Here is a 13,114-nt window from a genome sequence, read left to right on the forward strand (position 1 = left end):
CAAGGCTCACGACGGGCAACCGCCGTGGTTTCTTATTATCTCGCTTAGCGCTTCTTGCGGTTGGCGATGTGGATGGCGCCGCCATTCACTGCCAACGCTGCTTCGTGCAACGCTTCGGACAGGGTTGGATGGGAGAAAACCATCATGCCCAGGTCTTCGGCGCTGGTGCCGAATTCCATACCGATTGCGCCCTGCTGAACCAGTTCTGCAGCGCTTGGGCCAATTACGTGTACGCCCAATACGCGGTCAGTCTTGGCATCAGCGATGACTTTGACAAAACCACCGGTGTCGTTGGCTGCCATGGCACGGCCAGAAGCGGCAAACGGGAAGGTGCCGACGTTAACTTCTACGCCTTCAGCTTTCAACTGCTGTTCGTTCTTGCCGACCCATGCGATTTCCGGGTGCGTGTAAATGACCGACGGGATCAGGTCGTAGTTCATCTGGGTTTTGTGGCCCTTGATGCGCTCAACAACCATCACGCCTTCTTCGGAAGCCTTGTGCGCCAGCATCATGCCGCGAACCACGTCACCGATGGCATAGACGCCCGGGACGCTGGTAGCGCAATGATCGTCAACGAAGACGAAGCCGCGCTCATCAATGTTCACACCGCTGTCGGAAGCCAACAGTTCGGTGGTCACCGGGCGGCGGCCAACAGCAACGATCAGCTTGTCGAAAGTGATGGTTTTTTCACCCTCTTTATCGGTGTAGGTCACAACGACTTCTTCGCCATTGACCTTGGAACCGGTAACACGAGCGCCCAACTTGATGTCCAGACCTTGCTTGGTCAGGGTTTTAAACGCTTCTTTGGAAACCGCGGTGTCGGCAGCCAGCAGGAACGTGTCCAGGGCTTCCAGCACAGTCACTTCGGAGCCAAGACGCGACCAGACCGAACCCAACTCCAGGCCGATCACGCCAGCGCCGATCACGCCCAGACGTTTAGGAATAGCCTGGAACTCCAGGGCACCGGTCGAATCAACGATGACGTTGTGGTCAACTGGCGCTGGCGGAATGTCGATTGGGCGCGAGCCAGACGCCAGGATCACGTTTTCGGCTTCAATGATTTCTACCGAACCGTCAGGCTTGGTCAGCTCGACTTTCTTGCCGGCCAGCAGCTTGCCGTGGCCTTGCAGGGAAGTCACGCCATTGGCCTTGAACAAGGTCGCAACGCCGGAAGTCAGGCCTTTAACGATGTTGGCTTTACGGCCGATCATTGCCGGCACGTCCATGGTCACGCCAGCATGGTTGATGCCGTGAATCGCGAAACCGTCCTGGGCTTCGTGGAATTTCCAGGAGCTGTCCAGCAGCGCCTTGGAAGGAATGCAACCAACGTTCAGGCAAGTACCGCCCAGTGCCAGTTTGCCTTCCTTGTCGGTGTATTTTTCGATGCAAGCAGTCGAGAGGCCCAGTTGTGCGGCCTTGATGGCGGCAACATAGCCGCCAGGACCTGCACCAATCACTACAACGTCAAATTTCTGTGTCATAAAAAGGTTCCCTTTTTAGCTGCAAGCTACAAGCTGCAAGCCACAAGTTGAAAGCACCGCTCGCCCGCTTTGGGCCTGGAGCTTGCAGCTTGAAACTTGCAGCTGCTTTTTAGATATCCAGAAGAAGACGAGCCGGGTCTTCCAGCAGGTTCTTGATGGTCACCAGGAACGTCACGGCTTCTTTACCATCGATCAGGCGGTGATCGTACGACAGCGCCAGGTACATCATCGGGCGGATCACGACTTGGCCGTTGATCGCCATCGGACGCTGGAGGATGTTGTGCATGCCGAGGATCGCAGCTTGTGGCGGGTTGACGATCGGGGTCGACATCATCGAACCGAAGGTACCACCGTTAGTGATGGTGAAGGTACCGCCGGTCATCTCGTCGATGGTCAGCTTGCCGTCACGGGCTTTTTTGCCGAAGCCGGCAATGCCGCCTTCGATTTCAGCCAGGCTCATCAGCTCGGCGTTACGCAGCACCGGTACTACCAGGCCACGGTCGCTCGACACGGCAACGCCGACGTCAGCATAGCCGTGGTAAACGATGTCGGTGCCGTCGATCGAGGCGTTGACTGCCGGGTAACGCTTCAGCGCTTCGGTAGCCGCTTTGACGAAGAACGACATGAAGCCCAGGCGCACGCCATTGTGGGACTTCTCGAACAGGTCCTTGTACTTCGAACGCAGGGCCATCACTTCAGTCATGTCGACTTCGTTGAAGGTGGTCAGCATCGCCATGTTCGACTGTGCTTCAACCAGGCGCTTGGCCACGGTGGCACGTACGCGAGTCATCGGCACGCGCTTCTCGGTGCGGTCGCCTGCAGCGAACACAGGTGCAGCGGCAGCCGGGGCGGCAGGCTTGGCAGGTGCGGCAGCCGGCGCGGCTTTCTTGGCTTCAACCGCAGCAACCACGTCTTCCTTGGTCACACGGCCGTCTTTGCCGGTGCCTTTGATGGAGGCCAGGTTGATGCCGTTTTCGTCGGCCAGTTGACGAGCAGCCGGTGCAGCGATTGGGTCTTCGCCAGCCGCCGCCGGTGCAGCAGCTGGTGCAGCAGCGGCAGCCGGTGCAGCTGCGGCCGGAGCGGCAGCAGCAGCGCCGCCCGCTTCGATCGAGCCCAGCACCTGGTTCGACAGGACGGTAGCGCCCTCTTCGGCAACGATCGCGCCCAGCACGCCGTCAGCTTCGGCCAACACTTCCAGAACGACTTTGTCGGTCTCGATGTCGACGATCAGGTCATCACGCTTTACGGCGTCGCCTGGTTTCTTGTGCCAGGTGGCAACGGTGCCATCGGCAACCGATTCCGGGAATGACGGGGCTTTGATTTCGATAGCCATTATCTGTGGGTCCTTAAAATTCGGTTTCAGTCAGCGCGAAGGCGTTAAACAGTGAAAGCATCTTTCAGCAGTTTTTCCTGCTGTTCGGCGTGCATCGACGCATAACCACACGCAGGTGCAGCAGAAGCATCACGACCGGCGTACTCCAGGCCAAGGCCTATTTTGTGGTTACCGATGCTGCGACGCAGGTGATGCTGGCTGCTGTACCACGCGCCCTGGTTCATCGGTTCTTCCTGACACCACACGGCATTCGTGAGGTTGGTGTAAGGCGCGATGGCCTCCATCAGGTCGTCTTCCGGGAACGGGTAAAGCTGCTCGATACGCACGATGGCGATGTCTTCGCGGCCTTCGGCACGGCGTTTTTCCAGCAAGTCGTAGTAAACCTTGCCGCTGCACAGGATCAGGCGAGTGACCTTGGCGGCGTCCAGCGTGTCGATTTCTGGAATAACGGTCTGGAACGAACCGTCGGCCAGATCTTCCAGGGTCGAGATGGCCAGTTTATGACGCAACAGCGACTTCGGCGTCAGCACGACCAGCGGCTTGCGCAGCGGGCGGATCACCTGGCGACGCAGCAAGTGGTAGATCTGGGCCGGGGTAGTCGGCACACACACCTGAATGTTGTGCTCGGCGCACAGCTGCAGGTAACGCTCAAGACGGGCCGAGGAGTGCTCCGGCCCCTGACCTTCATAACCGTGTGGCAGCAACATGGTCAGACCGCACAGACGGCCCCACTTGTGCTCGCCGCTGGTGATGAATTGGTCAATAACCACTTGGGCACCGTTGGCAAAGTCGCCGAACTGGGCTTCCCAGATCACCAGCGCCTGCGGCGTGGTGGTCGAGTAGCCGTATTCGAACGCCAGTACGGCTTCTTCGGACAGGAACGAATCGTACAGGTCGAAACGTGGCTGGCCTGCGTACAGGTTTTGCAGCGGAATGTAGGTGCCCGCGTCTTTCTGGTTGTGCAACACCGCGTGACGGTGCGAGAACGTGCCGCGGCCGATGTCCTGGCCGGTCATGCGAATCGGGTGACCTTCGAACGCCAGGGTCGCGTACGCCATGGTTTCGGCGTAACCCCAGTTGATCGGCAGGCCGCCGGCTTGCATCTTCTGACGGTCTTCGTAGATCTTCGCAACCTGGCGCTGTACGACAAAGCCGTCTGGAATTTCCAGCAGCTTGGCAGACAGTTCCTGCAAGGTTTTCAGGTCGAACGTAGTGTCGTGACGTGCAGTCCAGGCGTGGCCCAGGTACGGGCGCCAGTCAACGAACAGCTCTTTGTTCGGCTCTTTAACCAGGCTTTTTACTACGTGCAGGCCGTTATCCAGCGCGTTGCGGTATTCGTCGATCTTCTCTTGAACACGCGCGTCGTCGACTACACCGGCCTTGGTCAGGCTTTCGGCGTACAGCTCACGGGTGGTGCGCTGCTTGGCGATCTGCTGGTACATCATCGGCTGGGTGCCGCTTGGCTCATCCGCTTCGTTGTGACCGCGACGGCGGTAGCAAACCAGGTCGATCACCACGTCACGCTTGAACTGCATGCGGTAGTCAATGGCCAACTGGGTCACGAACAACACGGCTTCCGGATCATCACCGTTAACGTGCAGGATCGGCGCCTGGATCATCTTCGCAACGTCGGTCGCGTACTCGGTAGAGCGCGCGTCCAGTGGGTTGCTGATGGTGAAGCCGACCTGGTTGTTGATAACGATGTGAACCGTACCACCGGTCTTGAAGCCGCGAGTCTGCGACATCTGGAACGTTTCCAGAACCACGCCCTGACCGGCAAATGCCGCGTCACCGTGGATCGAAATCGGCAGAACTTTTTCACCGGTGGTGTCGTTGCGACGGTCCTGGCGCGCACGTACCGAACCCTCGACCACTGGCGAAACGATTTCCAGGTGGGACGGGTTGAACGCCATGGCCAGGTGAACTTCACCGCCGGTGGTCATCACGTTGGACGAGAAGCCCTGGTGATATTTAACGTCACCGGAACCCAGCTCGACCTTCTTCTTGCCTTCGAACTCGTCGAACAGCTCGCGCGGGTTCTTGCCGAAAGTGTTAACCAACACGTTCAGACGACCACGGTGAGCCATGCCGATCACGACTTCCTTGGTGCCGTAGGAACCGGAACGCTGGATCAGCTCGTCGAGCATCGGAATCAGGCTCTCGCCGCCTTCCAGGCCGAAACGCTTGGTGCCCGGGTATTTGGTGCCCAGGTATTTCTCGAGACCTTCGGCTGCAGTCACGCGCTCCAGCAGGTGGCTGCGCACATCGGCGGACAACACCGGGCGGCCACGCACGCCTTCAAGGCGGTGCTGGAACCAGTGGCGCTGCTCGGAATCGGTGATGTGCGTAAATTCAGCGCCGATGGTGCGGCAATATGTCTGCTGCAACGCTTCGTGAATTTCGCGTAGGCTCGCTTCCTCTTTGCCGATGAACAGGTCGCCGGCACGGAAGGTCGTATCAAGATCGGCATTGGTCAAGCCGTAATGATTGATCGACAGGTCAGCAGGTGCAGGACGCTGCCAGAGCCCCAGCGGGTCAAGCTGGGCCGCCTGGTGGCCACGCATCCGGTAGGCCTGGATCAGTCGCAGTACTTCAACTTGCTTCTTTTCATGCTCACTGCTCACGCTACCGGCAGAAACCGGTTGAGCGCGGCGCTGGTTCTTTGCCAGCAGCACAAATTGATCGCGAATTGTTGCATGCGATACATCGGTGGCAGCGTTGCCGTCTGAAGACAACGTCTGAAATTTGGTGCGCCATTCTTCTGGCACAGCGTTAGGGTCGTGCAGGTAGAGCTCATAAAGCTCTTCCACATAGGCAGCGTTACCACCTGAAAGATAGCCGCTGTTCCACATGCGCTGCATCACGCTTTCTTGCATGCTTGGTCACCCTCGATTTGGGGACACCACCGGCGAAAACACCGAGTTTGCTTGCAAAAGGCCAAGTGCAGCGACCAAAACAAGCCACTTAGGATCACGCTGATAGTTCGGGTACCAACCCGAATGCCCCTGCTTGTCTCATTTCTTCAAAATAAGAGCCGCGGCTTTGTAAGTCGCTGCTCAAGTTAAAACTACGGCGCCGGTTGAAGCCTGCGCCGCAGCATTTACGGGCACAACGGTCCTGCCTTGTTACGTCGCTTACACGCCGTTTTGCAGCAGCATGTTACGAATATGACCAATGGCCTTAGTCGGGTTCAGGCCTTTGGGACATACGTTGACGCAGTTCATGATCCCGCGGCAGCGGAATACGCTGAACGGGTCATCCAGTGAAGCCAGACGCTCGGACGTCTTGGTGTCGCGGCTGTCTGCCAGGAAGCGGTACGCTTGCAGCAGAGCGGCCGGGCCCAGGAACTTGTCCGGGTTCCACCAGAAGGATGGGCACGAGGTCGAGCAGCAAGCGCACAGAATGCACTCGTACAGACCGTCGAGCTTTTCACGCTCTTCAGGCGACTGCAGACGCTCGATGGCCGGGGCCGGCGTGTCATTCTGCAGGAACGGCTTAACTTTCTCGTATTGCTTGTAGAAGATGCTCATATCGACGACGAGGTCACGGATAACCGGCAAACCTGGCAGAGGACGAACGATCAGCTTGTTGCCTTTAACCACGGCGGACAGCGGCGTGATGCACGCCAGGCCGTTTTTACCGTTGATGTTCATGCCATCGGAGCCGCAAACACCCTCGCGGCAAGAGCGACGATAAGAGAAACCCTCGTCCTGCTCTTTGATCAGTGCCAGTACGTCCAGCACCATCAGGTCTTTACCACCGGTATCGACCTGGAACTCCTGCATGAACGGCGCAGCGTCCTGATCAGGGTTGTAACGGTAAACACTGACTTTCAACATGGCAGCCACCCTTAGTAAGTCCGAATTTTCGGTTCAAACGTCGGAACCGTCTTCGGCGAGAAATTCACGGCACGCTTGGTTACGCGCTTGTCACCCGGGAAGAACAGGGTGTGGCACAACCAGTTTTCGTCATCGCGATCTTCAAAGTCTTCACGCGCGTGCGCACCACGGGACTCTTTACGAACCTCAGCGGCGATCGCCGTGGCTTCAGCCACTTCCAGCAGGTTTTGCAGCTCAAGGGCTTCGATACGAGCGGTGTTGAACGCCTGGCTCTTGTCGTTGATCTTGACGTTGGCGATGCGCGTACGCAGGTCGGCCAACTGGGCGATGCCCTTCTGCATGTACTCGCCGGTACGGAACACACCGAAGTAGTTCTGCATGCAGCTTTGCAGCTCGCGACGCAGGGTTGCCACGTCTTCGCCATCGGTGCGCTCGTTCAGAGCGTTCAGACGCGCCAGAGCCGCTTCGATGTTGGCGTCGGTAGCGTCATCGTATTCGATGCCGTCAGTCAGCGCTTTTTCCAGGTGCAGGCCGGCAGCGCGGCCGAATACCACCAGGTCGAGCAGCGAGTTGCCGCCCAGACGGTTGGCGCCGTGTACCGATACGCAGGCTACTTCGCCTACCGCGAACAGACCATGAATGATCTCGTCCACGCCTTCGGCGTTCTGGGTGATCGCCTGGCCATGAATGTTGGTCGGAACACCGCCCATCATGTAGTGGCAAGTCGGTACAACCGGAACCGGAGCAACCACCGGGTCAACGTGAGCAAAGGTCTTGGACAGCTCACAGATACCTGGCAGGCGGCTGTGCAGCACTTCTTCGCCCAGGTGATCGAGCTTCAGCAGTACGTGGTCGCCGTTCGGGCCACAGCCGTTGCCGGCGATGATCTCTTTAACCATCGAACGGGCTACAACGTCACGACCGGCAAGGTCTTTCGCGTTCGGCGCATAACGCTCCATGAAACGCTCGCCGTGCTTGTTGATCAGGTAACCACCTTCACCACGGCAACCTTCGGTCACCAGTACACCGGCGCCGGCGATGCCGGTCGGGTGGAACTGCCACATTTCAATGTCTTGCACCGGTACGCCGGCACGCAATGCCATGCCGACGCCGTCACCGGTGTTGATCAGGGCGTTGGTGGTCGACGCGTAGATACGCCCTGCACCGCCAGTCGCCAGCACGGTAGCCTTGGCGCGGATGTAGGTGGTTTCACCGGTTTCGATGCAGATCGCGATCACACCGACGAACTCGCCTTGCGCGTTCTTGACGAGGTCAACCGCGTAGTACTCGTTCAGGAAGGTGGTGCCGGCTTTCAGGTTGCCCTGATAAAGCGTGTGCAGCAGCGCGTGGCCGGTACGGTCGGAAGCGGCGCAGGTACGGGCAGCCTGCCCGCCTTTACCGTAATCCTTCGACTGGCCGCCGAATGGGCGCTGGTAGATACGGCCTTGTTCGGTACGCGAGAACGGCAGACCCATGTGGTCCAGCTCGAACACGGCGGCCGGGCCTTCCTGACACATGTATTCGATAGCGTCCTGGTCACCGATGTAGTCGGAACCCTTGACGGTATCGTACATGTGCCAGCGCCAGTCATCGTTCGGGTCGGCGGAAGCGATGGCGCAGGTGATGCCACCTTGAGCCGACACCGTGTGGGAACGCGTTGGGAACACCTTGGTGATCACGGCAGTCTTGTGACCGCCCTGGGCCAGCTGCAGCGCTGCGCGCATGCCAGCACCGCCACCACCAATAATGATGGCGTCGAATGAAATAGTTGGAATGTTAGCCATGAATCAGATACCCCAAAGAATCTGCACACCCCAGACGAAGTAAGCGAACATCGCAACGCCGCAGACTGCCTGAAAGAGGAAACGTACTGCGGTCGCGGACTTGCCCAGCGCCATCGGCGTCAGGTAGTCGGTCGCGATGGTCCACATGCCGACCCAGGCGTGAGCGCCCAGAGCCACCAGTGCCAGCAGACTGAAGATTCGCATCGCGTTATGAGCAAACAGGCCATGCCATTGCTCAAAGCTGATGCCTGGGTGTGCGACGAGGTACCCGATCAGAAAAATGAAATAAGCCGCGAGAACAACCGCAGACACACGCTGCGCCATCCAGTCGTAGAGGCCCGAACGCGAAAGGTTCGTAACGCTGGTTACCATATCCAAACTCCTGCCAGAACGATCAGCACCACGGAAATGGCGATGATGATTTTCGAGCCCAGGCGGCCGCCTTCCAGCGTCTCACCAATGCCCATGTCCATAATCAAGTGGCGCACGCCGGCTACCAGGTGATACAGCAGAGAGGAGAGGAGGCCCCATGCTACGAACTTGGCCAGCGGGCTGGTCAAGCATGCCTTCACCTCGGCGAAACCTTCCTCGGAACCCAGGGATTTGCTCAATGCGTAAAGCATGATGCCCAGGCCAAGAAACAGGATGATGCCGGAAACACGGTGCAGGAACGACGTAACGCCGGTGATGGGGAGTTTGATGGTCCTTAGGTCTAGGTTTACAGGTCGTTGGCTATTCACGGCTTTTTTTCACACTTAAGAGCCCCTAACAATCAGGGCAAAGTTGTCGGGGAGTGCACTGGTCAGGTAGCACCACCCAGGGAGTGCGACCCCCAATGAAAGCAAGCCCAAAAGCCCTTGGCGGTCGGTGGCCGAGTATAGACAGTTAGGTTACTAATGACAACGCGCGCTCCTCACCCTAATAGCGGATTGCGCTGACAGGACAAAAGGCGTAAACGGCAGTTAATTTCGAGGAAAAAGTACGGTTAAAGCCTTCTGGGGCAAGACTTTAGGCAAATTGACATCTGAATTTATCTCACTATAGTGGTGCGGGCCCTGCGTGGGGGGTCTGTCTGATGATTTGAAGCATAAATAGGAGGCCACATGGCTGACAAAAAAGCGCAGTTGATCATCGAGGGCGCAGCCCCCGTCGAGCTGCCCATTTTAACCGGCACCGTTGGTCCCGATGTTATAGACGTACGGGGTCTGACGGCCACGGGCCGTTTCACATTCGACCCAGGCTTCATGTCGACCGCCTCTTGCGAGTCGAAGATCACCTATATCGATGGCGATAATGGCATTCTGCTTCACCGCGGTTACCCGATCGAGCAACTGGCCGAGCACTCGGACTACCTCGAAACCTGCTACCTGCTGCTGAATGGCGAACTGCCAACGGTTGAGCAGAAAGCCCAGTTCGTCAGCACCGTGAAGAACCACACCATGGTTCACGAGCAGTTGAAGACCTTCTTCAACGGCTTCCGTCGCGACGCCCACCCGATGGCCGTCATGTGCGGCGTAGTCGGCGCCTTGTCGGCCTTCTATCACGACTCCCTGGACATCAATAACCCGCAGCATCGCGAAATTTCCGCGATCCGCCTGGTTGCCAAGATGCCGACCCTGGCCGCAATGGTTTACAAGTACTCCATGGGCCAACCCATGATGTACCCGCGCAACGACCTGACGTACGCGGAAAACTTCCTGCACATGATGTTCAACACCCCGTGCGAGATCAAACCGATCAGCCCGGTGCTGGCCAAGGCGATGGACAAGATCTTCATCCTGCACGCCGACCACGAACAGAATGCTTCCACCTCTACCGTGCGCCTGGCGGGCTCTTCGGGTGCCAACCCGTTTGCCTGTATCGCCGCCGGTATCGCCGCACTGTGGGGCCCTGCTCACGGCGGTGCGAACGAAGCCGTATTGACCATGCTCGATGAAATCGGCGATGTCTCGAACATCGACGCCTTCATCGCCAAGGCCAAGGACAAGAACGATCCGTTCAAACTGATGGGCTTCGGTCACCGGGTTTACAAAAACCGCGACCCACGCGCCACTGTCATGAAGCAGACCTGCGACGAAGTGTTGAAGGAACTGGGCATCAAGAACGATCCGCAACTCGAACTGGCCATGCGCCTGGAAGAGATCGCCCTGACCGACCCGTACTTCATCGAACGCTCGCTGTACCCGAACGTCGACTTCTACTCGGGGATCATCCTCAAGGCGATCGGCATTCCAACCAGCATGTTCACCGTGATCTTCGCCCTGGCGCGGACCGTGGGCTGGATCTCCCACTGGAAAGAAATGCTCTCCAGCCCGTACAAGATTGGCCGCCCGCGCCAGTTGTACACCGGCTACGAGTCGCGTGACATTACCAAGCTGGAAGATCGGCACTAAACCCAGCCAAATAAAACGGCCTCTTTATGAGGCCGTTTTTTTGCCCGGGATTTAGTGAGCTGCAAGCTTCAAGCTGTTAGCTACAAGCAAAAAAATACCCCTGCCTCACGACAGGGGTATTTCTCTATACAACACTGCTTCTAACTTGCAGCTTGTAGCTTAAAGCTTGCAACTGCCTCAATGATTCACCGCCCCACTCGCCCCCAACCCCGTTTGCGAACGCACAAACTGCGGGAAGTACAGCGCACGCTCTTTCACCGCCGCCGCCGACTTGTCGGTGATGGAGAAGAACCAGATGCCGACGAACGCAATGATCATCGAGAACAGCGCCGGGTACTCGTACGGGAAGATGGCTTTTTCATGGTGCAGGATCGAGACCCAGATGGTCGGGCCAAGCACCATCAGGCCAACGGCACTGATCAAGCCCAGCCAGCCGCCAATCATCGCGCCACGGGTGGTGAGGTTTTTCCAGTACATGGAAAGCAGCAGCACCGGGAAGTTACAGCTCGCAGCAATCGAGAACGCCAGGCCAACCATGAACGCGATGTTCTGGCTTTCGAACAGGATACCCAGGCCGATGGCTAATACACCCAAGGCCACGGTAGTGATCTTCGATACGCGAATCTCGTCCTTGTCGTTAGCCTTGCCTTTCTTGATCACGCTGGCGTACAGGTCATGCGACACCGCCGAAGCACCGGCGAGGGTCAAACCGGCAACCACCGCGAGGATGGTGGCAAACGCCACGGCCGAGATGAAGCCCAGGAACAGACTGCCGCCTACCGCGTCGGCCAGGTGCACCGCCGCCATGTTGTTACCGCCGAGCAACGCGCCAGCCGCATCCTTGAACGCAGGGTTGGTGCTGACCAGCAGGATCGCGCCAAAGCCGATGATAAACGTCAGGATGTAGAAGTAGCCGATGAAGCCTGTGGCATACAGCACGCTCTTACGCGCTTCCTTGGCGTCGCTTACGGTGAAGAAACGCATCAGGATGTGCGGCAGGCCGGCGGTACCGAACATCAGTGCCAGGCCCAGGGAGAATGCCGAAATCGGGTCTTTCACCAGGCCACCGGGGCTCATGATCGCCTCACCTTTAGGGTGAACCTTGATCGCCTCGGAAAACAGCATGTTGAAGTCGAAGTTGACGTGCTTCATCACCATCAGCGCCATGAACGAGGCACCGGACAGCAGTAGCACTGCCTTGATGATCTGCACCCACGTGGTTGCCAGCATGCCGCCGAACAGCACGTACATGCACATCAGGATGCCCACCAGGATGACCGCTACGTGGTAGTCCAGGCCGAACAGCAGTTGGATCAGCTTGCCCGCACCGACCATCTGCGCGATCAGGTAGAACGCCACGACCACCAGCGAGCCACACGCCGACAGGCTGCGGATCTGGGTTTGCCCCAAACGGTAGGAGGCCACGTCGGCAAACGTGTACTTGCCCAGGTTACGCAGGCGCTCGGCGATCAGGAACAGAATGATCGGCCAACCCACCAAAAAGCCGATCGAGTAGATCAGGCCGTCGTAGCCGGAGGTGTACACCAGCGCGGAAATACCCAGGAAAGACGCCGCCGACATATAGTCGCCGGCAATCGCCAGGCCGTTCTGGAAACCGGTGATCTTGCCGCCGGCTGCATAGTAGTCAGCCGCCGATTTGTTGCGCTTGGACGCCCAGTAAGTGATGCACAGGGTCGCGCCGACAAAGGCCACGAACATAACGATCGCTGAAATGTTCAACGGTTGTTTTTGCACTTCACCGGTCAATGCTTCCGCCGCCCAAACAGCGGGCGCAAAGACCGAAGCGCCGAGTACCGCCAATAGACGCCGGATCATTGCGCAGCCTCCTTGAGAATCGCATTGTTCAGGTCGTCAAATTCGCCATTGGCGCGTCGTACGTAGATGCCGGTGAGGATGAAGGCCGAAACAATCAGCCCTACCCCGATCGGGATGCCCCAGGTAACAGACGAACCAGGGCTGAGCTTGGCCCCCAGCACTTGAGGCCCGTAGGCAATTAACAGAATGAAAGCGGAGTAAAGCCCAAGCATGGTCGCCGAGAGAATCCAGGCGAACCGTTCTCTTTTTTTCACCAGCTCCTTGAAGCGCGGGCTGTTTTGAATCGAGAGGTAAATGCTGTCGTTCATTGTTTTTATCCTCGCAGCACAGCTTTTTTATTATTGGAACGTATCCACTGTATGCGGCTGCGGAACACGTTCCAGACGACCTTAGTAGTAGAGGGAGTGTAGCGAGGGTTTGGCGGAGCGCAGAAACATTTGCGGGGAGG

10 protein-coding genes are annotated in these 13,114 nt (G+C 58.1%); 1 reads left to right on the forward strand and 9 read right to left on the reverse strand.

All coding sequences use genetic code 11. From position 1 onward, the window contains the following. Nucleotides 1–44: 44 nt before the first annotated feature. The 7 genes from lpdA to sdhC all read right to left on the reverse strand — a co-directional run bounded on the left by lpdA (nucleotide 45) and on the right by sdhC (nucleotide 9,177). Nucleotides 45–1,481: a dihydrolipoyl dehydrogenase gene (lpdA, locus tag ACOZK9_RS07965; RefSeq protein ID WP_058411716.1), complete on the reverse strand. Its 1,437-nt coding sequence runs from the start codon at nucleotides 1,479–1,481 to the stop codon at nucleotides 45–47. A gap of 109 nt (nucleotides 1,482–1,590) precedes the next feature. Next, entirely contained in the window at nucleotides 1,591–2,814 is a 1,224-nt protein-coding gene (gene odhB / locus ACOZK9_RS07970) for a 2-oxoglutarate dehydrogenase complex dihydrolipoyllysine-residue succinyltransferase (protein WP_058411717.1), read from the reverse strand. Nucleotides 2,815–2,858: 44 nt separating this feature from the next. Continuing rightward, nucleotides 2,859–5,690 (reverse strand): 2-oxoglutarate dehydrogenase E1 component, encoded by a 2,832-nt coding sequence (locus tag ACOZK9_RS07975; RefSeq protein WP_421555597.1) that lies wholly within the window; start codon nucleotides 5,688–5,690, stop codon nucleotides 2,859–2,861. Nucleotides 5,691–5,948: 258 nt separating this feature from the next. Continuing rightward, nucleotides 5,949–6,653: a succinate dehydrogenase iron-sulfur subunit gene (locus tag ACOZK9_RS07980; RefSeq protein WP_034102931.1), complete on the reverse strand. Its 705-nt coding sequence runs from the start codon at nucleotides 6,651–6,653 to the stop codon at nucleotides 5,949–5,951. Between the two features lie 11 nt (nucleotides 6,654–6,664). Continuing rightward, entirely contained in the window at nucleotides 6,665–8,437 is a 1,773-nt protein-coding gene (gene sdhA, locus ACOZK9_RS07985) for a succinate dehydrogenase flavoprotein subunit (RefSeq protein WP_058411719.1), read from the reverse strand. A 3-nt stretch (nucleotides 8,438–8,440) separates the two neighbouring features. Continuing rightward, nucleotides 8,441–8,809, reverse strand: coding sequence for a succinate dehydrogenase, hydrophobic membrane anchor protein (gene sdhD / locus ACOZK9_RS07990; RefSeq protein WP_058411720.1), 369 nt, complete (start codon nucleotides 8,807–8,809; stop codon nucleotides 8,441–8,443). Further along, complete coding sequence (gene sdhC / locus ACOZK9_RS07995) at nucleotides 8,803–9,177, reverse strand: succinate dehydrogenase, cytochrome b556 subunit (RefSeq protein WP_058411721.1); 375 nt, start codon at nucleotides 9,175–9,177, stop codon at nucleotides 8,803–8,805. The genes sdhD and sdhC overlap by 7 nt, the downstream gene beginning before the upstream one ends. A 363-nt stretch (nucleotides 9,178–9,540) precedes the next feature. Between sdhC and gltA the strand changes: the two genes are divergently transcribed. After that, nucleotides 9,541–10,830, forward strand: a complete 1,290-nt coding sequence (gene gltA / locus ACOZK9_RS08000; protein ID WP_058411722.1) for a citrate synthase — start codon at nucleotides 9,541–9,543, stop codon at nucleotides 10,828–10,830. A gap of 177 nt (nucleotides 10,831–11,007) precedes the next feature. Here the strand turns inward: gltA and ACOZK9_RS08005 are convergent, their stop codons facing one another. Together ACOZK9_RS08005 and ACOZK9_RS08010 are read right to left on the reverse strand one after the other, a co-directional pair. Continuing rightward, nucleotides 11,008–12,666 (reverse strand): cation acetate symporter, encoded by a 1,659-nt coding sequence (locus ACOZK9_RS08005; protein ID WP_122250930.1) that lies wholly within the window; start codon nucleotides 12,664–12,666, stop codon nucleotides 11,008–11,010. Continuing rightward, on the reverse strand, nucleotides 12,663–12,974 hold the full coding sequence (locus tag ACOZK9_RS08010; protein WP_058411724.1) for a DUF485 domain-containing protein: 312 nt from the start codon (nucleotides 12,972–12,974) through the stop codon (nucleotides 12,663–12,665). Before ACOZK9_RS08010 ends, ACOZK9_RS08005 begins: the two co-directional genes overlap by 4 nt. Between the last annotated feature and the right edge of the window lie 140 nt (nucleotides 12,975–13,114).

It is taken from the genome of Pseudomonas kitaguniensis (assembly GCF_049199985.1).
GTDB lineage: Bacteria > Pseudomonadota > Gammaproteobacteria > Pseudomonadales > Pseudomonadaceae > Aquipseudomonas > Aquipseudomonas kitaguniensis.